Source organism: Macromonas nakdongensis, assembly GCF_002837145.1.
GTDB lineage: Bacteria > Pseudomonadota > Gammaproteobacteria > Burkholderiales > Burkholderiaceae_C > Macromonas_B > Macromonas_B nakdongensis.
The window spans coordinates 1,810-22,617 of record NZ_NWMV01000014.1 but is presented as its reverse complement, the minus strand read 5'-3'; the positions used below and the strand labels follow the sequence as shown (position 1 = coordinate 22,617).

Sequence of the window (20,808 nt, the reverse complement as noted above, 5' to 3'; positions counted from 1 at the left end):
CGTCGCCCAAGGCCCACGCGGCGGCCAAGGCCAGGGCGATCCCCGCCGCACGGAGCCCGGCGATCGCCGCGCCCAAGCCGGCTTCGGCCCCGGCGCCAAAAGGCGGCGAAGGCGATTGGGAAAGCTTCTGACCCTGGGGCACCCCTGATGAATGACCGCTTGCCGTCCCCGGTGCTTGACCCCGGGCCGCTGACGCCTTTTGTCGACGAGCGCTGGCAGCGCCACATCCTGCCGGCCCTTCAGCGCTACATCACCGTGCCGGCCAAATCGCCGGCTTTTGACCCGGACTGGGCTGTCCACGGCCACATCGAGGCGGTGTTGCGCGACGCCGCCGATTGGGTGGCGGCGCAGCGCGTGCCCGGGCTGTCGCTGGAGGTGGTGCGCCTGCAGCACCCCGATGGCCGCCCGCGCACGCCGGTGCTGTTTTTCGAGGTGCCGGCCAGTGCCGGGCGCCAGGGCGGTGCGGCCCCTGCCAGCGGCCAGACCGTGCTGATGTACGGCCACCTGGACAAGCAGCCCGAGTTCAACGGCTGGCGCAGCGATCTGGGGCCGTGGACGCCCAGGCTGATCGACGACAAGCTCTATGGCCGCGGCGGCGCAGACGACGGCTACGCGGTCTACGCCAGCGTCACCGCCATCCAGGCGCTGCAGGCCCAGGGGGCGGCGCACCCGCGCATCGTCGGCCTCATCGAAACCAGCGAGGAAAGCGGTTCCGACGACCTGCTGCCCTACGTCGATGCCCTGCGCCCGCGCCTGGGCGACGTGGGCCTGGTGGTCTGCCTGGACAGCGGTGCCGGCAACTACGACCAGCTCTGGCTGACCACCAGCCTGCGCGGCGTGGCCAGCGGCGTGCTCAAGGTCGAGGTGCTGACCGAGGGCATCCACTCCGGCGACGCATCGGGCCTGGTGCCGTCGAGCTTTCGCATCATGCGCCAGGTGCTCGACCGCCTGGAGGACAGCACCACCGGCCGCTTGCTGCCGGCCCAGTTCCATGTGGAGGTGCCGGTCGAACGGCTGGCGCAGGCGCGGGCCACCGCCGCCATCCTGGGTGACGAGGTCTACCGCCGCTTTCCCTGGGCGCACCACGACTGCGGTGGCGCCACCCTGTTTGCCCTGCCCACCACCACCGACCCGGTGGAGGCGCTGCTCAACCGCACCTGGCGCCCAACGCTCAGCGTCACCGGGGCCGATGGCTTCCCCACGCTGCAGAACGCCGGCAACGTGCTGCGGCCCTACACCGCCTTCAAACTCAGCCTGCGCCTGCCGCCGGGGGTGAATGCGGCCCAGGCGGTGCAGGACCTGAAGTCCTTGCTGGAAGACAACGCCCCGTACCAGGCCAAGGTGACGTTCGAGCCCGAGGGTGCGGCCACCGGTTGGAACGCCCCGGCCACCACGCCCTGGTTCGAGCAGGCCCTGCACGCGTCCAGTCAGGCGCATTTCGGCGCGCCGTGTGGCTTCATCGGGCAGGGAGGCACCATTCCCCTGATGAACCTGCTGAGTCAGGGCTTCCCGACGGCGCAGATGATGGTGTGTGGCGTGCTCGGCCCCAAGAGCAACGCCCACGGGCCGAACGAGTTTTTGCACGTGCCGTTTGCGCAGCGCCTGACCGCCGCGGTGGCCGAGGTGATGGCGCGCATGCCCTGATGGCCCTGATCCGGGGGCTGGTGCTGGCGCGCGTGGCGCTGATGGGAGATTTCAGACGGTTTCGCGGGAGTGGGCGCGGCGCCGGGCCGCCAGCCACAGCAGGGCCACGCCGGTCAGCGCCACCGGCAGCAGGGAGCCCAGGTTCAACAGCGTCCAGCCCTGGGTCGTCACCAGCGCGCCCGAGGCGAACGAGGTCACCGCCATGGTCGCGAACACGAAAAAGTTGATGGCCGCCTGCGCCTTGTCCTTTTCCTCCGGCCGGTAGGCCTGCATGGCCAGTGTGGTGCTGCCGGTGAACAGGAAATTCCAGCCCACGCCCAGCAGGAACAGCGCCACCAGGAACTGGTGCAGGTCCTGCCCCGACAGGGCGATGCCGATGCACAGCGCGTTGAGCAGCACCCCCACGCCCATCACCGGCAGCACGCCGAAGCGCTTGATCAGGTGGCCGGTGAAAAAGCCGGGCGCGAACATGCCGATCACGTGCCACTCCAGCACCAGGGCCGCGTCGGAAAACGGCATGCCGCAGACCTGCATGGCCAGGGGCGTGGCGGCCATCAGCAGGTTCATCACGCCGTAGCCCAGTGCCGCGCCCACGGTGGCGACGACGAAGACCGGCTGGCGCAGGATCTCGCCCAGCGGCCGCCCGCTGGCCCCGCCGGGGGCCCGGGGCAGCTGCGCCGGGAAGCGGATGCCGGCCATGACCGCCATGGACAACAGCGCCACCCCGGCCAGCGCCAAGTAGGCGCCCAGGAAGGGCGCACCCAGGCCGTCGCGGGTGTGGTTGGCCAGGTTGGGCCCGGCGACGGCGCCGATCAGCCCGCCGGCCAGCACCAGCGACACCGCCTTTTCGCGGTAGGCCGGTGCCGCCAGTTCGCCGGCGGCAAAGCGGTAGAGCTGGCCGTTGGCGCTGTAGTAGCCGGCCACCACCGTGGCCAGCACCAGCAACCAGAAGCTGCCCAGGTGCAGCGCGGCCGCGCACAGCAGGGCCGAGCCCAGCGCCACCGCCAGCCCCAGCTGGAACGACACCTGCCGTCCCCAGCGCGCCTGGCTGCGCGCCACCAGCCCGGTGGACAGGGCACCGCCCACCACGTAGCCCATCACCGGCAGGGTGGCCATCCAGCCGGCGGGCGCCAGGCTCAGGCCCACCAGGCCGTTGATGGCGATGAACACCACGTTGTTGGTGAGGAACAGGCCTTGCGCGGCGGCCAGCAGCCAGAGGTTTTTGTTCATAATCAAGCGTTTATATACGAATGGCCGATGGGCGGGGCGGTCCTGGTCGCCATGGCGGCCCCTTGGAATGGCACGATTCATCCCCACTCTCTAAAATCGCCTTCCACGTCCGCATTCCCCACGCAAAGGGCTTCCCCATGGTTCCCCACCTCGTCACCGCCCTGACCGGCCCCATCAACGAACTCGAACAGCGCATCCTCGAATCCACGCCCGTGATCGAGCGCTGGTTCCGTCTGGAGTGGATGGAGCACACCCCGCCGTTCTACAGCTCGGTGGACATCCGCAACGCCGGTTTCAAGCTCGCGCCGGTGGACACCAACCTCTACCCCGGCGGCTGGAACAACCTGACGCCCGAGATGCTGCCGCTGGCGGTGCAGGCCGCCATGGCCGCGATCGAGAAAATCTGCCCCGAGGCCAAGAACCTGCTGCTGGTGCCCGAGAACCACACCCGCAACATGTTCTACCTGATGAACGTCGCGCAGTTGCAGAAGATCTTCTACCAGGCCGGTCTGAACGTGCGCCTGGGTTCGATGAACCCCGAGATCAAGGAACCCACCACTTTCCAGCTCCCCAACGGCGAGCAGGTGACGCTGGAGCCGCTGATCCGCGACAAACGCCGCCTGGGCCTCAAGCACTTCGACCCTTGCACCATCCTGCTCAACAACGACCTGAGCGCGGGCGTGCCCGGCATTCTGGAAGACCTGCACGAGCAGTACCTGCTGCCGCCGTTGCACGCCGGCTGGCACGTGCGCAAGAAGAGCCAGCACTTCAAGGCCTACGAGGAAGTGGCCAAGCGCTTCGGCAAGCTGCTGGGCATGGACCCCTGGCTCATCAACCCGATGTTCAACCACTGCGGCGAGGTCAACTTCGCCGAAGGCACCGGCATGGAGTGCCTGCAAAGCAATGTGGACGCGCTGCTGACCAAGATCAAGAAGAAGTACAAGGAATACGGCATCCAGGAAAAGCCCTTCGTGGTGGTCAAGGCCGACAACGGCACCTACGGCATGGGCATCATGACGGTGCGCGACGCCAAGGAGCTGGAGGCGCTGAACCGCAAGACCAAGAACAAGATGAACGTGATCAAGGACGGCCAGCAGGTGTCGGACGTGATCATCCAGGAAGGTGTGCTGACCAACGAGCGGGTGAACGACGCCGTGGCCGAGCCTGTGGTGTACATGATGGACCGCTACGTGGTGGGCGGCTTCTACCGGGTGCACGCCGACCGGGGGGTGGACGAGAACCTGAACGCGCCGGGCGCCAGCTTCGTGCCGCTGGCCTTCGAGAAAAGCGCGCAGCAGCCGCAGCCGGGGCAGAAACCCGGCGCCAGCGTGCCCAACCGCTTCTACATGTACGGCGTGATCGGGCGCTTGGCCATGCTCGCGGCCAGCTACGAACTGGAAGCCACCGACCCCGAGGCCGAATCCTACGAGTGACCCCGATTTGGGCGCAGAATAGGGGCCTCGCAACTGCGCGGGGAGCGGGGCTCCCCGAACCATCTTGGCTTCCAACCAGTCTTCGCTTGGTGCCCTGACTTTGGGCGCCATTGGCGTGGTGTACGGCGACATCGGCACCAGCGTGCTGTACGCCGTCAAAGAGGTGTTCCACACCGGCCACGTCGAACTCACCCCCGACAACGTCTACGGCATCTTGTCCATCTTCGTCTGGACGCTGACCGTCATCGTCTCGCTCAAGTACGTGACCCTGGTGTTGCGTGCCGACAACCACGGCGAAGGCGGCCTGGTGGCGATGCTGGCGCTGGCGTCGGAGTCGATCCGCGACAAACCCAAGCTGCGCAGTGCCATGCTGCTGATCGGCATCTTCGGCACCTGCCTGTTTTACGGCGACGGCGTCATCACCCCGGCGATTTCGGTGCTGTCGGCGGTGGAGGGCCTGGAGGTGGTGTCGCCCACCTTCCGCAAGGCGGTGATCCCGCTCACGCTGGTGATCTTGTTCGCCCTGTTCGCGGTGCAGAAGCACGGCACGGCGGGCATCGGCAAGTTCTTCGGGCCGATCACGCTGATCTGGTTCCTGGCCATTGCGGCCCTGGCGCTGCCGCACATCGTCAACCACCCCGAAATCCTGGGGGCGCTCAGCCCGCACCACGCGCTGCGCTTCATGTGGGCCTATCCCGGCGTCACCTTCATCATCCTGGGCGCGGTGGTGCTGTGCGTCACCGGCGGCGAGGCGCTCTACGCCGACATGGGCCATTTCGGCAAGAAGCCGATCCGCCTGGCCTGGTTCAGCGTGGTCATGCCCTGCCTGATCCTGAACTACTTCGGCCAGGGCGCCCTGTTGCTGGAAGACCCCTCGGCGGTGAAGAACCCCTTCTTCAACCTGGCGCCCGACTGGGCCCTGCTGCCCCTGGTGGGCCTGGCCACCGCGGCCACGGTGATCGCCTCGCAGGCGCTCATCTCCGGCGCCTTCAGCGTGACCAAGCAGGTCATCCAGCTGGGTTACCTGCCGCGCCTGCAGATCCAGCACACCAGCATCAAGGACACCGGGCAGATCTACATCCCCTTCGTCAACTGGGGCCTGTTTGTCGCCATCGTGCTGGCCGTCGGCCTGTTCAAGACCTCCAGCAACCTGGCCGCGGCCTACGGCATCGCCGTCACGCTGGACATGCTGATCACCACGGTGCTCACCTTCTTCGTCATCCGCTACGGCTGGGGCTACCCCTGGGCGCTGTGCGTGGCGGCCACCGGCTTCTTCTTCGTCATCGACCTGGCCTTCTTCAGCTCCAACCTGCTCAAGCTGGCCGACGGCGGCTGGTTCCCCTTGCTCATCGGTGGGGCGATTTTCCTGCTGATGACCACCTGGTACGAGGGGCGGCGGCTGCTCAACGCCTCGATCCGCTCCGACTCGCTCGACCTGGGCAGCTTCCTGGACGCGGTCTTCGTCAGCCCGCCGGCGCGGGTCGAGGGCACGGCGGTGTTCCTGTCGGCCGAGCCCGGCATGGTGCCCAACGCCTTGCTGCACAACCTCAAGCACAACAAGGTGCTGCACGCGCACAACCTGTTCGTCACCGTGCGCAACCACAGCGTGCCCTGGGTGGGGCTGGACGAGCGGGTCGAGATCGAGCCCCTGGGTCACGACGCCTGGCAGGTCATCGTCAACTACGGCTTCAAGAACGACCCCGATTTGCCCAAGGCGCTGGAGCAGCTCAAGGGCCGTGGCGTGGCGCTGGACCCGATGAACACCAGCTACTTCCTGTCGCGCGACATCGTCATTCCCTCCCTGGGCGGAGGGATGGCGTTCTGGCGCGAGAAGCTCTTCGCCCAGATGCACCACAATGCCAGCGCCGCGGCCGCTTTCCTGAACCTGCCCAACAACGCCGTGGTGGAAATGGGCAGCAAGATCGAAATCTGAAAAGGGCACGCGCATGCGAGTGTTGGTAGTGGCCGATCCCCTGGCCACCTTCAAGACGTACAAAGACAGCACCTTCGCCATGATGCGCGAGCTGCAGCGCCGTGGCCACCGCCTGGCCGCGTGCGAGCCGGCGCAGCTGCAGTGGCAGAGCGGCCAGCCGGTGACGGCCCTGCTGCGCCACATCGAGCTCACCGGCGCCGCCGACGATTGGTACCGTGTGCTCCACCAGGGGCGCGAGGCGCTGCGCGACTTCGACGCCGTGCTGATGCGCAAGGACCCGCCGTTCGACAGCGAATACTTCTACGCCACCCACCTGCTGGAGCAGGCCGAACGCGAGGGCGCGCGCGTCTTCAACCGCCCGCGGGCCTTGCGCGACCACCCGGAAAAGCTGGCGCTGATGGAGTTCGGCGACTTCGCCCCGCCGACGCTGGTGACGCGTTCGCCCGAAGCCATCCGCCATTTCCACGCCGAGCACCGCGACATCATCCTCAAGCCGCTCGACGGCATGGGGGGCATGGGCATCTTCCGCGTCGGGCCCGACGGCATGAACCTGGGCTCCATCGTCGAAACGCTGAACCAGGGCGGCCACACCAGCGTGATGGTGCAGCGTTACCTGCCCGAGATCGCGGCCGGCGACAAACGCCTGCTGCTCATCGGTGGCGAGGCCGCGCCGTTCTGCCTGGCGCGCATCCCGCAGGGCAGCGAGGTGCGCGGCAACCTGGCCGCTGGCGGCAAGGGCGTGGCCCAGCCCCTGAGCGAGCGCGACTGGGCCATTGCCCGGGCCATCGGGCCGCAACTGGCGGCCCGTGGGCTGTTGCTGGTGGGGCTGGACGTGATCGGCGACCGGGTCACCGAAATCAACGTCACCAGTCCGACCTGTTTCCAGGAAATCCAGCAGCAGACCGGATTCGATGCGCCGGCCATGTTCGTGGACGCGCTGGAGCGGGCGCTGCGGCCGGAGCCGGTCTCGGCCCAGACCCTGGCGGTTTGATCGGTGTCGCGAACGCGCGTGGGCGGGCACCGGCCCGTTGGGCTGCCGGCGCTGCTTTTCTGGAGCGCGCTGGCCGCGGTGGTGCTGCTCTCGCTCACCCCGGTGGCGCACCTGCCGCCGCAGGCTTTCGACGTTTGGGACAAGGCCCAACACGCCTTCGGTTTTGCTGTGCTCGCGTTCCTGGGCGGGGCGGCCTATCCGGCCCGCCTGTCCCGCGCGTGGGTGGGTTTGCTGCTGCTGGGCGCAGCGATCGAACTGGCCCAATCCGCCACCGGCTGGCGCCAGGGCGATGTGCTCGACGGGCTGGCCGACGCCGTGGGCGTGTCCGCTGGGGCGCTGGGGTGGCTCAGTGTCCGGCGCTGTTTGAAAACAGGTTGATCACCAGCACTCCGGCCACAATCAGTCCCATGCCGATCAGGCCCGGCAGGTCGATGGTCTGTCTGTACACCCCAAAGCCCACCAGCGTGATCAGCACGATGCCCAGGCCCGACCAGATGGCGTAGGCGATGCCCATGGGCACCGTGCGCAGCACCAGGCCCAGGCAATAAAAGGCGATGCCGTAAGCCACCAGCACCACCAGCGACGGCCCCACCCGTGTGAAGCCTTCGCTGGCTTTGAGCGCGGAGGTGCCGATCACTTCGGCCACGATGGCGAGCCCGAGGGCGAGGTAGGCGTTCATGGCCGCGTCCGTCGGTGTGTCTGCGCGCTCATTGCCCGGCCTCACAGACCGCCTGGCCGTCCACGAACACTTTCAACTCCCCTGGGGCGAAGGCGGTCCAGCGTTCGTCGCGGGTCAAGGGGGCGGTCACCACCACGGCCACGCGGTCGCCGGGCTGGGTGCAGTCGGCGAAGTTCACGGTCCAGTCCTCGTCCATCAGCGTGGCGCTGGCAAAGGGGGGCTGGCGCACCAGGTAGTGCAGGTGGGTGCTGCAGTGTGCCCACAAGGCTTCGCCGTTGGACAGCAGGAAGTTGAAGCTGCCGTGGCGGGCGACCTGCGGCACCAGCTCGCGCAGGGTCAGCGTCAGTTCCTGCACCGTGGGTACGCCGGCGTGGGACTTGGCCAGTTCCTGCATCAGCCAGCAGAAGGCGCGTTCGCTGTCGGTGTCGCCCACCGGGCGGAAGTGGCCGTGCAGGTGTGGGTGGTAGTCCTTCAGGTCGCCATTGTGGGCAAACACCCAGTGCCGGCCCCAGAGTTCGCGGCTGAACGGGTGGGCGTTTTCCAGTTTCACCGTGCCCACGGTGGCTTTGCGCACATGGGCGATGGTGTTGGTGCTTTTGAGCGGGTACTGCCGCAGGAAGGCGGCCATGGGCGACTGTGCCGCGCTTTGGTGGTCCACGAACAGGCGCAGGCCCTTGCCCTCGAAAAAGGCGATGCCCCAGCCGTCGGCGTGGTGGTCGGTGCCGCCGCCGCGGCGGCTGAAGCCGGTGAAGCTGAAGTTGGCGTCGGTGGGTTGGGCGCAGTTCAGGCCCAGCAGTTGGCACATGGTGGCGGTCAGGTTCGTTCGGGGCCGCTGGGCTGGCTTTTCAAGTGCCAGGCGGCCCACAAGGCCAGCCCGCAGAGTGCGGCCAGACCGGCAAAAGTTTCGTTGAAAGCGCTCAGGCGCGCGGCCACCGGGCCGTCGGGCCCCAGGCTGGCGCCGTGTGCGGCCAGGCGCCATTCCAGCACAATGCCGCACAGGCTCACGCCCGTGGCGCCGCCGAGCATGCGCAAAAAGCTGATCGCGCTCGATCCCTGGGCGATCAGCCCGGCCTGCAACCCGCGCATCGCCCCCAGGTTGAGCGAGGGCAGCACAAAGCCCAGGCCGATCCGGCCCACGACGGTGAGCGCCACCAGCCAGCCCAGGGGCGTGCCCTGGTCCAGCCACGCCACGGCGGCGAAGGAGACGGCCAGCAACAGCAGCCCGGTGCTGACCAGCCAGTGCGTCGGCTGGTGGTCGGCCAGGCGGCCGACCCCGGCGATGGTCAGGGCCAGCACCACCCCCGCCGGCAGCAGCAAGGCCCCGACGTAGGAGGCCGACAGCCCCAGGCCCATCTGCAGGTACACCGGCAGCAGGTAGGTGGAGCCAAACAAGGCCGTGCCGTAAATGAAGGCCACCAGACTGCCCATGGCAAAGGGGCGGAAGCGGAACAGGTCCAGGTGCAGCAGCGGCTGCTGCGCGGCCCCGGCGCGGTGCCGTTGCAGCAGGTGCCGCTGCCAGGCCACGAAGCCCAGCACCGTGGCCGCGGTGGTGCCCAGCAAGGCGGCGGCCTGTGCCCCATCTCCGCTTTGCCAGCGCACCAGGCCGTTGAGCAGGCACACCGTGCCCAGGCTGGCCAGCAGCAGGCCGAGCCAGTCGATCGAGATGTCCGACCGTGTGGCCGCACCGCCGGGTCCGGTCACCGGCACGAAGCGCCGGGCCAGCCAGAGCGACACCAGGCAGAACGGCACCACCATGAAAAAGATCGAGCGCCAGCCGAAGGCGTCCACCAGCACCCCGCCGATGCTGGGCCCCAGTGCCGGCGCCAGCACCACGCCCATACCGAACACGCCGCTGGCGCGGCCCTGTTCGTGCGGCGCAAAGGCGCGCAGGATGATGATGGCCGGGATCGGTTGCACCACACCGGCGGCCAGGCCCTCGGCCACGCGCGCGGCCAGCACCAGGGTGTAGTCCTCGGCCAGTCCACCCACCAGACCGCCGATCAGCAGCGTCCACATCGACAGGGTGTAGGTCTGGCGGAAGCCGAAGCGGCCGAGCATCCAGGGTGTGGTCAGCATGGACGCGACCGTGGCCGCCATGAAGCCCGAGGTGGCCCACTGCGCCCGGTCCTGGCCCAGCCCGAAATGGCGGCTCATGTCGGGGATGGCGACGTTGATCACCGTGGACGACATGATGGCCGCCATGGCCCCCACCATCACCGACAGGAGCAGCAGCCAGCGGTAACGTGGGCCGTGGGCCGCTTTCAGGGCCTGCAGGCTGCCGGGCGTGGCGGGAGGGGGGGCGCTCATCGCACCATTGTCGCCGCAAGACCGCGGCCCGACGCGACCGGGGGCGACAGGCGGTGGCGTGCCCGGCGTGGCCCTGCCTACAATCGGGGCCCATGGACTTCACCGACATGCTGCGCGCGGCCGAGCGCCAGAACCAATCGATGCTTTGCGTGGGCCTGGACCCGGAGCCCAGCCGTTTTCCTTTGAAGTGGCGCGACGACCCGCACCGTATTTACGATTTCTGTGCCGCCATCGTGGACGCCACCGCCGACCTGGCCATGGCCTTCAAGCCGCAGATCGCCTACTTCGCCGCGCACCGCGCCGAAGACCAGCTGGAACGGCTGATGGCGCACATGCGCGTGGCCGCGCCCCAGGTGCCCATCATCCTGGACGCCAAGCGCGGCGACATCGGCAGCACCGCCGAGCAATACGCCAAGGAGGCCTTCGAACGCTACGGCGCCGACGCGGTCACCCTGTCGCCCTTCATGGGCTTCGATTCGGTGCAGCCCTACCTGCAATACCCCGGCAAGGGCGTGTTCCTGCTGTGCCGCACCAGCAACCCGGGCGGCGACGATTTCCAGAGCCAGCGCCTGGCCGGCGTGGACGGGCAGCCCCTGCTGTACGAACACATCGCCCGCCTGGCCCAGGGGCCCTGGAACCTGAACGGCCAGATGGGGCTGGTGGTGGGCGCGACCTACCCGGCCGAAATCGCACGCGTGCGCGAACTGGCGCCCACGCTGCCCTTGCTGATCCCCGGTGTGGGTGCCCAGGGCGGCGATGCCCGCGCCACGGTGCAGGCCGGCTGGCGCGGCCAGGCCGGGCAGACCACCGGGCCGGTGGCGGTCAACTCCTCGCGGGCCATTCTGTACGCCAGTGCGGGGGACGACTTTGCCGAGGCCGCGCGCCGCGTGGCCCTGCAGACCCGCGACGCCCTGGAGCAGGCGCGAACGCACTGAGCCCCTTCAGTGCGATGGCGGCTGGCGGTGGGCGAAGCGCAGGCGCGTCGACAGGTCGGTGGTCAGGCGTGTCAGGATTTGCTGCACCACCCCTGGGGCTTCGGCGCTGAGGGCCTGGAACGCCGCCCGCGTCAGGCACCAGGCCTGCACTTCGGTGTCCGCCACCACGGTCGCAGACCGCGGTGCACCATCCAGAAAACCCATTTCTCCCACCGTGGTGCCGTGGCGCACACCCGCCAGGCGGGTTTCCTGGTCGGTGCCGTGGTGCAGGTAGACGCTGCAGCGTCCGCGCACGATCAGCCACATCTCGTCGCTGGGCGCTCCCGCCACCAGGATCCGTTCCCCGGGGGCGAAGCTGCGGGTGCGCAGGTGCTGTGCCAGCGCACGGCGCTGCCCGGCATCGAGTCCCTCCACCCAGGGGGGCTCGGTGCTGTCTTCCATGGGGAACGCCAAGGCCGGGTTGTGCCGTTGCACCAGCAGGTTTTCGGCCTGCTCCAGGGCTCGGTCCAGGTCGGCCGCCCACAGGGCTTGGTCCAGGTGCTGGGCCAGGGTGGCCTGCGGCTCCTCGCCATGGCGCCGCGTGTCGGCGTGCCAGACGGTCACGCCCTGCTGGCGCAGGTGCGCGGTCAGGCGTCCGATGGTCATGGCCACGCTGCTGTCGATGTGCTCCACCCGGGACCAGTCGATGACCACGCCCAGCGCACCCAGGCTGTGTTCTCGCACCGTCCGGTTCAGTTGTGCAGCGGAGGCGAAGAATTGCTGGCTGTCGAGCTGGAAAATCCGGATGTCCCGCCCGTGTTCGGTGAGCACCTGCAGTTCCTCGCGCGACCGCGCGCATTGGGACGCCAGTTGCTCGCCCGTCCAGAGGTTGCGCACCGGCTGGCGCGTGCTGCGCAGCGCGTGCAAGAGCAGACCCAGCACCAGACCGGTCAGCAGGCCGGCCATCATGTTCACCAGCAGCGATGCGGCCATCACGCTGGCGATCAGGATTCCGTCCTCCCGTGCCTGATGCGACACGCGCCGATGGCGCAGCCAGCGCCACGCGTCGCGGGTGCTCGGGCGGTCCCACAAGACCCAGGCATCGAAAAACATGATGCCGCTGATGGCCGCCAGCGGCATCCAGACCAGCACTTGCGAGAGTGCCACTCCCAGCGTCAAACCGGCCAGCAGGACCAGGCTGTGGGCCTCCACCGGTCCATGCCGGGCCGCCGCCAAGGACGGCGGAGGGGCCCCTGAAATGGGCGCGGCCCCGAGGCCGCCGGCCAGCAGCAGGCCCAGGGTCTGTCGCCAGCCGTCCTGCCGGGGGTGGGGTTCGCGGTCATCGGACTGGCTCAGCATCTGACCCATGACAACGGTGTTCAGGAACATCAGGGTGCCGATGACGATGGCGTTGAGCACCATCAGGCCGCCCATGCGCAAGGCGGCTTCGGGGTGCAGCAGAAAGCTGAGGTAGTCCGCCTGCATCAGCGGCAAGGTCCAGTCGCCCGCGGTCAACACCTTGGGCAGCGGGGTGCCGGCCGCATCGGTGGCCAGGCCCAGCACCAGGCCGGCCAGCAGGCCCACGGTGGTGGCGGGCCACAGGGGCTTGCAGACGCGCGTGGCCAGCGTGCTGGCCAGCACCGCCGCGGCCAGCAGCCACGGCAACCAGGGCAGGGGAAACGCCGCGGCCTGCCGCCACAAGGCCGGTACTTGCGACAGCACAATGGCGACGCTGATGGTGTTGGCAAACCCCACGTACACCGGCGCCGGGATGAAGCGAGCGAACCGTTGTGCCTGCATGGCCCACAGCAGCCCGACCACCACAGCGGCCAGGGCCAGCAGGGAGGTCAGCAGTGCAATCCGCGTGCCGGGGGTGTCGGGCAGCCCCAACTCGGCCAGTTGCGAGGCCGCCTCCAGCACCATGGCGGCCACGGTGGCGGCTTCAAAGAAGCGGGCCCCATGGAACACCGGGCGCGCGCTGTGGGCGGTCAGCAGGTGGACCCAGGCCAGCCCCAGCAGCAGTGCCAGCACGCCCGGGCCCAGGTAGGCCGGCGCCACCAGGGTGTACAGCAGCACGGTGCTGCCCAGACTCATGGGCAGGGTGGCGCCCAGGGCGTCGAGTGCGGCGTTCAGGGAGCGCGTCGGCATCTCGTGGCCTCATCGGCTCAGGCGCTGTCGCCCATGCGGGAGGTGTTCACGGCGCATGGGGCGGGTCCCGGTGGGGCGTGCGGCCGGCTCAGTCCAGCAAAAACCGCATCTGCGTGCCCGCCAGCTCGATCAGGTCGTTCGCCTTCAGCGCCAGCGGTTCGGCCCCGACCGGCTGGCCGTTCACGGTGGGCACGCCGTCGCCGTCCACCCGGGTGATGGTGTAGCCCTCGCCCCGGTGGTTGATGGCCGCCACCGCCACCCCGGGCTTGCCCAGGGTGGTGACCACCTTGGTCAAGGCCATTTCCTTGCCCGCGGCCGGGCCGCTGAGCACGCGGATGCGGGCGGTGTGCGGGGCAGCGCTTGGCGGGGGGGGCTCTGCTGCGGACGGCATGGGGCCTGGGGTGATCAGGCCGGACGCCGTTTCCCGCTGCAGCCGGAGCTTGTAGCGACCGATCTCCAGCACGTCGTCCGGTTGCACCCGGGCCGACACCACCGCCTTGCCGTTGAGGTAGGTGCCGTTGGTGCTGTGCAGGTCCAGCACCTCCACGCCGTCCGGGTGCAGCACGAAGACCGCGTGTTCGCCGCTGACGGCCAGGTTGTCCACGACGATGTCGTTGTACGGCCGGCGGCCCAGCGTGGTGCGCGGCTTGCTCAGGGGGATGTCCTTGAGGTCCACCCCGTCCAGGGTGATCGTGAGGGTGGGCATCGGCGGCTCCGGGGCGGATGGGTCAGGGGGGCGTCGGGCGGTGGCTGTCGGGCGAGCACTGCACCAGCACCAGCGAGATGTTGTCGCGCCCCCCGGCGGCGTTGGCCGCGGCCAGCAGCACATGGCCGGCCTGGTCCAGGGGCGTTTCGCGTTTCAGGATCTGGGCCATCTGGCCGTCCGGCAGCATGTCGTTGAGGCCGTCGGAGCAGAGCAGGTAGGTGTCGCCGGCCTGCACCACGTGTTCGGCCACCTCCAGGCTGACCAGGGGCTCCACCCCCACCGCCCGGGTGACGAGGTTCTTGTACTGGGCCACCCGGGCCATCTCGGGCGAGACCAGACCTGCGTCGATCTGCTCCTGCAGCAGCGAGTGGTCGCGCGTGAGCTGGATCAGCTGCCCCTGGCGCAGGCGGTACAGGCGCGAATCGCCGACATGGCCCACGGTCAGACGGGCCCCGCCGAACACGGTGACCAACAGGGTGGTGGCCATGCCGCGCCAGTCCGGGTTGCCCAGGGCCGCTTCGTAAATGGCGAGGTTGGCCGCCTCCACACTGTGCTGCAGGGCCCGGCGCACCTCGCGTGGGCCGCTCTGTCCGTCCTGCAGGGTATCGCGCAGGTGGCGCAGCACCTCGGTGGTGGCCAGGTGGCTGGCCACTTCCCCGGCGTTGTAGCCGCCCATGCCGTCGGCCAGCACGGCCAGGCCCAGGGTCGGGTCCAGCACCACGGCGTCCTCGTTGTTCGCACGCACCCGCCCCCGGTCGGTGAGACTGAAGAAGTCGCATTTCATCGTGCAGGCGGTGGTGGCGGTGGCTGGAAATGCCCAGTGTAGCGCGTCGCGCCCAAAGAAAAACGGCCGCCCTGGATGGGGCGGCCGGTGTCGGCGTGCGCGCTGCCCGGCCCGCGGGCCGGGGCTTCACGCGATCAGAGCAGGCCCTTGAGCAGGCGACCCATCTCCGACGGGTTGCGGGTGATGGTGAAACCGCATTCTTCCATGATGGCCAGCTTGGCGTCGGCCGTGTCGGCGCCGCCGGAAATCAGCGCACCGGCGTGGCCCATGCGTTTGCCCGGAGGGGCGGTGACGCCAGCGATGAAGCCCACGATCGGCTTCTTCATGTTGTCCTTGCACCAGCGGGCGGCTTCGGCTTCGTCCGGGCCACCGATCTCGCCGATCATGATCACGGCGTCGGTGTCGGGGTCGTCGTTGAAGGCGCGCATCACGTCGATGTGCTTCAGGCCGTTGATCGGGTCACCACCGATGCCCACGGCCGACGACTGGCCAATGCCCAGCTCGGACAGCTGTGCCACGGCTTCGTAGGTCAGGGTGCCGGAACGGCTCACCACGCCAATGCGGCCCTTTTTGTGGATGTGGCCGGGCATGATGCCGATCTTGATCTCGTCGGGCGTGATCAGGCCAGGGCAGTTGGGGCCCAGCAGCAGGGTCTTCTTGCCACCGGCGGCTTCCTTGGCCTTCATCTTGTTGCGCACCATCAGCATGTCCTTGACGGGGATGCCTTCGGTGATGCAGATGGCCAGGTCCAGGTCGGCTTCCACGGCTTCCCAGATCGCGTCAGCGGCGCCGGCGGGCGGCACGTAGATCACGGACACGGTGGCGCCGGTCTGGGCGGCCGCTTCCTTGACGGACGAGTAAATGGGGATGTCGAAAATCTTTTCGCCGGCCTTCTTCGGGTTCACGCCCGCGACAAAGCAGTTCTTGCCGTTCGCGTATTCCTGGCACTTTTCGGTGTGGAACTGGCCGGTTTTGCCGGTGATGCCCTGGGTGATGACCTTGGTGTCTTTGTTGATCAGGATAGACATGTTCGTTTTCCTTTTCGCAGGGCTCAGGCGTTCACGGCGGCAGCGGCCTTTTGGGCGGCTTCGGCCATGGTGTCGGCGCTGATGATGGGCAGGCCGGATTCGGCCAGCATCTTCTTGCCCAGCTCTTCGTTGGTGCCCTTCATGCGCACCACCAGCGGCACGGTCAGGTTCACGGCCTTGCAGGCGGTGATGACGCCGTTGGCGATGGTGTCGCACTTCATGATGCCGCCGAAGATGTTGACCAGGATGGCCTTGACCTTGTCGTTCTTGAGCATGATCTTGAACGCTTCGGTCACCTTCTCGGGGGTGGCACCGCCGCCCACGTCGAGGAAGTTGGCCGGCTCGGCGCCGAACAGCTTGATGGTGTCCATGGTGGACATGGCCAGGCCGGCCCCGTTGACCAGGCAGCCGATGTTGCCGTCCAGGCTGATGTAGGCCAGGTCGAACTTGGAGGCTTCGATTTCGGCCGCGTCTTCTTCGTCCAGGTCGCGGAAGGCCACGATTTCGGGGTGGCGGAACAGGGCGTTGGCGTCGAAGTTGAACTTGGCGTCCAGGGCCATCAAGTCACCCTTGGAGTCGCAGTTCAGCGGGTTGATCTCCACCAGCGACGCGTCGGTGTCCATGTAGCACTTGTAGATCTTGGCGAACAGGTCCACCGCCTGGTCCACAGACTTGCCTTCCAGGCCGATGGCCGTGGCCACCTTGCGCGACTGCGCTTCGGTGATGCCGGTCAGCGGGTCGATCATCTCGGTGATGATCTTTTCGGGGGTGGAGTGGGCCACTTCCTCGATGTCCATGCCGCCTTCGCTGGAGGCAATCAGGGCGACCTTCTGGGTGGCGCGGTCGGTGACCAGCGACACATACAGTTCGTTCTTGATGTCGGCGCCGTCTTCGATGTAGAGGCGACGCACCTTCTGGCCTTCGGGACCGGTTTGGTGGGTCTTGAGCTGCATGCCCAGGATCTGGCTGGCCAGGGCCTTCACGTCGTCAATCGACTTGGCCACCTTGACGCCGCCGCCCTTGCCACGGCCACCGGCGTGGATCTGGGCCTTGACGACCCACACCGGGCCGCCCAACTTCTGTGCCGCTTCGACCGCTTCTTGCACGGTGAAGGCGGGGATGCCGCGCGGAACGGGCACACCGAACTGACGCAAGATTTCCTTGCCTTGGTACTCGTGAATCTTCATGAAAATCGCTCTCTGAAAGAGTCAAACACAACACGTCCGCCCTGGGGGCAAGGAGCCGTGGGCATGGAGGCCACGGTTACGGTGCAACAGGCCAAAGGACACACGAAGCTCGAAATGTATCATGGCGCTGTGCGCAAACCTTGTGCCAAGCTGACACAGCCCGATGGCCGCTTGGCCCACGGGATGGTCCCGAATACCCCCTGGAGAACTCTCCCATGCCCCTGGTTTTCATAGACGGCGAAGCCGGTACCACCGGCCTGCAAATCCGCGAACGGCTGGCCGATCTGCCGGCCGTCGAATTGCTCAGCATTGCGCCGGAACGGCGCAAAGACCCGGCCGCCAAGCGCGAGCTGATGGCGCAAGCCGATCTGGTGATCCTGTGCCTGCACGACGACGCCGCGCGCGACTCGGTGGCCATGGTGGACGCGATCCGTGCCGAGACCGGCCGGGCGCCGCGCATCATCGACGCTTCGACCGCGCACCGCGTGGCGCCGGGCTGGGTCTACGGCTTTCCCGAGTTGTGTCCGGGCCAGGCCGAGGCGGTGCGCAGCGCCGACCGCGTGGCCAACCCGGGCTGCTACGCGACCGGCGCCATCGCGCTGATCCGCCCGCTGGTGGACGCCGGTTTGCTGCCCGCCGACACCCCCTTGTGCCTGCCCAGCGTCAGCGGCTACACCGGTGGCGGCCGTCCCATGATCGAGGCCTACGAGGCCGGCACCGCCGCGCCGTTCGAGCTGTACGCCCTGGGCCTGGGGCACAAGCACATCCCCGAAATCATGGCCTGCACAGGCCTGACGCGCCGGCCGCTGTTCGTGCCCGCGGTGGGCAACTTCGCCCAGGGCATGTTGGTGCAACTGCCGCTGCACCTGGACGGGTTGCCCGGCCGCGTGACCCTGGCCGACCTCCACAACGCCCTGGCAACCCACTACGCCGGCAGCCACTGGGTGAATGTGCAGCCGGCCACCGAAGACGGCAAGCTCGACGCCGTGGCCCTGGCCGGCACCAACCACCTGGAACTGCGCGTGTTTGGCAGCGACGCCCACCGCCACGCCGTGCTGGTGGCGCGGCTGGACAACCTGGGCAAAGGCGCCAGCGGCGCGGCGGTGCAGAACCTGCGCCTGATGCTGGGCGTCTGACCGCGCTCAGCGGTCTTCCAACCAGCCGTCGGCGCTGGCGTGGAGTGCGCCGGCCGTTTCCAGCGCGGCCAGCAGGCCCTGCAGCCAGGCTGGGGCTGGGGCCTCGGTGCCGGTCTGGGCGTGCAGGCCTTGCAGGTACGGCGTGCGCAGCGCCCAGGCGGCGAAGTCGTCGCGGGCGATGCGACGGAACTCCATCAGCTTGAACTTGAGCAGCACCTTGGCCGCGTAGGCCGTGTGCTGCGCGGGGGCGCGCCGGAACTGCGCCAGCCGGCTGCGGGCGCGGTCCAGGGCGGCGTCCACCGCCGTGGCGTCACCGCCGAAGACCCGACCGTGCCCCGGGATCACGGTGCGCGGGCGCAGGCCGGCGATCAGCTCCAGCGTGTCGCCCACCTCGTCGAAGGCGCGCTGGCCTTCCAGCTCGGGAAACACGACGCCAAAGCCGTTCTCCCACAGCGCATCGCCCGAGATCAACACCCGCCAGTCAGGCTGGAACAGCAGCACCGCGTGCGGGTCGTGACCGGGGGCGGCCAGCACCTGCCAGGGCAGGCCGGCCAGGGGCACTTCGGTGCCGGGTGCCAGCACCGCGTCGATGGCAAAGCGCGGGCAGGTCTGGCCGGTGGGGCGGTAGCTCAGGCGGGTTTCGTCCCAGGCGCGCACCGCGTCGGCTTCGCCCGGGGGAATGGCGGTGTGCAGGCCGGGGTAGCGCGCCTGCAGCGCGGCGTTGCCGCCGCAGTGGTCGCTGTGCAGGTGGGTGTTGAGCAGGCGTGCCAGCGGGCGCCCGGCCAGGGCCGAGTCCACCAGGGCCAGGGTCTGGTCGCTGTGGCTGGCGTAGCCGCTGTCGACCAGGGTGGCGCCCTCGGGGCCCAGGCCGAGCACGTTGTTGGCCGACAGCCAGCCGCGCTCGAACACGCTCAGTCCGGGCGGCAGGCGTGGGTCGGCCGTGGTCGTCATTTCTGCCGCAGTTCGCGCCGCAAAATCTTGCCCACGTTGCTCTTGGGCAGTTCGTCGCGGAACTCGATGTACTTGGGTCGCTTGTAGCCGGTGAAGTTGTCGTGGCAGTAGCGCAGCACGGCGTCTTCGCTCAGGGTCGGGTCGCTGCGCACCACGTACACCTTGATCGCCTCGCCCGAGTGCTCGTCGGGCACGCCCACGGTGGCGCATTCCAGCACGCCGGGGCAGAGCGAAATCACGTTGTCCAGCTCGGTCGGGAAGACGTTGAAGCCGGAGACGATGATCATGTCCTTCTTGCGGTCCACGATGCGGATGTAGCCGCGCTCGTCCATCACGCCGATGTCGCCGGTGCGCATGTAGCCGTCGGCGGTGAAGGTCTTGGCGTTTTCCTCGGGCTGCTGGTAGTAGCCGCGCATCACGTTCGGGCCCTTGATGCAGATTTCGCCAGTGCCGCCGGGCGGCAGGCTCTGGTTGTCGTCGTCCTTGATGGCGATGTCGATGCCCGGCAGCGGCAGGCCGATGCTGCCAGTGAAGGTGGTGTTGGTGACCGGGTTGTTGGTGCCGATGGCGCAGGTCTCGCTCATGCCCCAGCCTTCGATCATGGCGCAGTGTGTGACCGCCTGCCACTGCTGGGCCGTGCCCTCGGAGGCGGCCATGCCGCCGGCCTGCGACAGCACCAGGCTGGAGAAGTCGAGCTGGCGGAAGGCCGGGTTGTTGAGCAGGCCGTTGAACAGGGTGTTGACCGCGGGCAGCACGTTGAAGGGGCGGCCCTTGAGCGTTTCGACGAACTTGGGGATGTCGCGCGGGTTGGGGATGAGGGTGGCGTGGGCGCCGTGGCGGATCACCAGCAGCTCCAGCGTCAGCGCGAAGATGTGGTACAGCGGCAGCGCCATGATGTGGTTGGCGTGGCGCACGTCCCCCACCTTGCTCAGGGCCGGGGTGAACCAGGCTTCGGCCTGGAGCGTCGCGGCGATGACGTTGCCGTGCGTCAGCACCGCGCCCTTGGACAGGCCGGTGGTGCCGCCGGTGTACTGCAGGAAGGCGATGCTGTCGTGGTTCACGTCGGCCGGCTTGAGCGGGCGGCTCTGGCCCACTTCCAGGGCGCGGCGGAACGGCACGACCGTGCGCACGCCGCCTGGGCCCTGCAGCGGCAGCTTGAACGGCGGCACCAGCTTGGCCAGGTGGCGCACGGCAAAGGTCATCCACTTGCCGTACCAGAAACCGAGCAGATCGCCGAAGCTGGCCAGCACCACATGCTGGATCGGGGAGTGGTCGATCACCTCTTCCAGCGTGTGGGCGAAGTTTTCCAGGATGACGATGGCCTCGGCGCCCGAGTCCTTGAGCTGGTGTTCCAGTTCGCGCGCGGTGTACAGCGGGTTGACGTTGACGCAGGTGTAGCCGGCGCGCAGCACGCCCGCCATGGTCACCGGGAACTGCGGCAGGTTGGGCAGCATGATGGCCACCCGGGCCCCGGTGGGCAGGCCCAGCGACTGCAGGTAGGCGCCCAGCGCGGTGCTCCACTCGTCGAGCTGGCCGTAGCGCATCCACTGGCCCATGCACACCGTGGCCGGTTCCCGGGCGTTGCGCCGGAACGACTCCTCGAACAGGGCGTTGAGCGAGCGGTACTGGGTGGTATCGATGTCGTGCGGGACGCCAGCGGGGTAGCTGTGGTGCCAGATTTTGTCCATGGGGTGCGGGGCGAGGCCAAGGGGGAATGCGGCGATTGTGTCGTGCGGG

18 protein-coding genes are annotated in these 20,808 nt (G+C 68.5%); 7 read left to right on the top strand and 11 right to left on the bottom strand.

What is annotated here, in order from left to right; all coding sequences use genetic code 11:
• Positions 1-147: 147 nt before the first annotated feature.
• A complete protein-coding gene (locus tag CON77_RS02490; RefSeq protein WP_101047503.1) occupies positions 148-1,644 on the top strand; it encodes a M20 family metallopeptidase in 1,497 nt (498 codons plus the stop codon).
• A gap of 51 nt (positions 1,645-1,695) precedes the next feature.
• Here the strand turns inward: CON77_RS02490 and CON77_RS02485 are convergent, their stop codons facing one another.
• Positions 1,696-2,874: an MFS transporter gene (locus tag CON77_RS02485; protein ID WP_101047501.1), complete on the bottom strand. Its 1,179-nt coding sequence runs from the start codon at positions 2,872-2,874 to the stop codon at positions 1,696-1,698.
• 137 nt (positions 2,875-3,011) lie between these two features.
• Between CON77_RS02485 and gshA the strand changes: the two genes are divergently transcribed.
• The 4 genes from gshA to CON77_RS02465 all read left to right on the top strand — a co-directional run bounded on the left by gshA (position 3,012) and on the right by CON77_RS02465 (position 7,609).
• Complete coding sequence (gene gshA / locus CON77_RS02480) at positions 3,012-4,307, top strand: glutamate--cysteine ligase (RefSeq protein ID WP_101047499.1); 1,296 nt, start codon at positions 3,012-3,014, stop codon at positions 4,305-4,307.
• Positions 4,308-4,371: 64 nt separating this feature from the next.
• Positions 4,372-6,240: a potassium transporter Kup gene (locus CON77_RS02475; protein WP_101047497.1), complete on the top strand. Its 1,869-nt coding sequence runs from the start codon at positions 4,372-4,374 to the stop codon at positions 6,238-6,240.
• 13 nt (positions 6,241-6,253) lie between these two features.
• The gene (gshB, locus tag CON77_RS02470; protein ID WP_101047495.1) at positions 6,254-7,231 is read left to right on the top strand and encodes a glutathione synthase; all 978 of its coding nucleotides are present in this window, start codon (positions 6,254-6,256) and stop codon (positions 7,229-7,231) included.
• 3 nt (positions 7,232-7,234) lie between these two features.
• Positions 7,235-7,609, top strand: coding sequence for a VanZ family protein (locus CON77_RS02465; protein WP_232788374.1), 375 nt, complete (start codon positions 7,235-7,237; stop codon positions 7,607-7,609).
• Here the strand turns inward: CON77_RS02465 and CON77_RS02460 are convergent.
• From CON77_RS02460 to CON77_RS02450, 3 genes are read right to left on the bottom strand one after another with little or no spacing between them, the layout of a single operon-like run.
• A complete protein-coding gene (locus CON77_RS02460) occupies positions 7,578-7,910 on the bottom strand; it encodes an SMR family transporter (protein WP_101047493.1) in 333 nt (110 codons plus the stop codon). The genes CON77_RS02465 and CON77_RS02460 overlap by 32 nt on opposite strands.
• A 28-nt stretch (positions 7,911-7,938) precedes the next feature.
• The gene (locus CON77_RS02455; protein ID WP_101047506.1) at positions 7,939-8,715 is read right to left on the bottom strand and encodes a class II glutamine amidotransferase; all 777 of its coding nucleotides are present in this window, start codon (positions 8,713-8,715) and stop codon (positions 7,939-7,941) included.
• 8 nt (positions 8,716-8,723) lie between these two features.
• Positions 8,724-10,217 (bottom strand): MFS transporter, encoded by a 1,494-nt coding sequence (locus tag CON77_RS02450; RefSeq protein ID WP_101047491.1) that lies wholly within the window; start codon positions 10,215-10,217, stop codon positions 8,724-8,726.
• A gap of 92 nt (positions 10,218-10,309) precedes the next feature.
• Between CON77_RS02450 and pyrF the strand changes: the two genes are divergently transcribed.
• Positions 10,310-11,152 carry an orotidine-5'-phosphate decarboxylase gene (gene pyrF / locus CON77_RS02445; RefSeq protein WP_198552243.1) on the top strand — a complete coding sequence of 281 codons (843 nt, stop codon included), beginning with the start codon at positions 10,310-10,312 and terminating at the stop codon, positions 11,150-11,152.
• A 6-nt stretch (positions 11,153-11,158) separates the two neighbouring features.
• On the opposite strand, the gene CON77_RS02440 is transcribed toward pyrF, so the two are convergent.
• The 5 genes from CON77_RS02440 to sucC all read right to left on the bottom strand — a co-directional run bounded on the left by CON77_RS02440 (position 11,159) and on the right by sucC (position 16,984).
• Positions 11,159-13,279 (bottom strand): cyclic nucleotide-binding domain-containing protein, encoded by a 2,121-nt coding sequence (locus tag CON77_RS02440; protein WP_101047489.1) that lies wholly within the window; start codon positions 13,277-13,279, stop codon positions 11,159-11,161.
• Positions 13,280-13,367: 88 nt separating this feature from the next.
• Complete coding sequence (locus tag CON77_RS02435; RefSeq protein ID WP_101047487.1) at positions 13,368-13,985, bottom strand: FHA domain-containing protein; 618 nt, start codon at positions 13,983-13,985, stop codon at positions 13,368-13,370.
• Positions 13,986-14,007: 22 nt separating this feature from the next.
• Positions 14,008-14,769, bottom strand: a complete 762-nt coding sequence (locus tag CON77_RS02430; protein ID WP_101047485.1) for a Stp1/IreP family PP2C-type Ser/Thr phosphatase — start codon at positions 14,767-14,769, stop codon at positions 14,008-14,010.
• Positions 14,770-14,903: 134 nt separating this feature from the next.
• A complete protein-coding gene (gene sucD / locus CON77_RS02425) occupies positions 14,904-15,797 on the bottom strand; it encodes a succinate--CoA ligase subunit alpha (protein ID WP_101047483.1) in 894 nt (297 codons plus the stop codon).
• A gap of 23 nt (positions 15,798-15,820) precedes the next feature.
• Positions 15,821-16,984: an ADP-forming succinate--CoA ligase subunit beta gene (gene sucC, locus CON77_RS02420; RefSeq protein ID WP_101047481.1), complete on the bottom strand. Its 1,164-nt coding sequence runs from the start codon at positions 16,982-16,984 to the stop codon at positions 15,821-15,823.
• A 215-nt stretch (positions 16,985-17,199) separates the two neighbouring features.
• Between sucC and argC the strand changes: the two genes are divergently transcribed.
• Positions 17,200-18,120 carry an N-acetyl-gamma-glutamyl-phosphate reductase gene (argC, locus tag CON77_RS02415; RefSeq protein ID WP_101047479.1) on the top strand — a complete coding sequence of 307 codons (921 nt, stop codon included), beginning with the start codon at positions 17,200-17,202 and terminating at the stop codon, positions 18,118-18,120.
• A 6-nt stretch (positions 18,121-18,126) separates the two neighbouring features.
• Here the strand turns inward: argC and CON77_RS02410 are convergent, their stop codons facing one another.
• Complete coding sequence (locus tag CON77_RS02410; protein ID WP_101047477.1) at positions 18,127-19,071, bottom strand: MBL fold metallo-hydrolase; 945 nt, start codon at positions 19,069-19,071, stop codon at positions 18,127-18,129.
• Positions 19,068-20,759, bottom strand: a complete 1,692-nt coding sequence (locus CON77_RS02405; protein WP_101047475.1) for an AMP-binding protein — start codon at positions 20,757-20,759, stop codon at positions 19,068-19,070. The genes CON77_RS02410 and CON77_RS02405 overlap by 4 nt, the downstream gene beginning before the upstream one ends.
• Positions 20,760-20,808 lie beyond the last annotated feature (49 nt).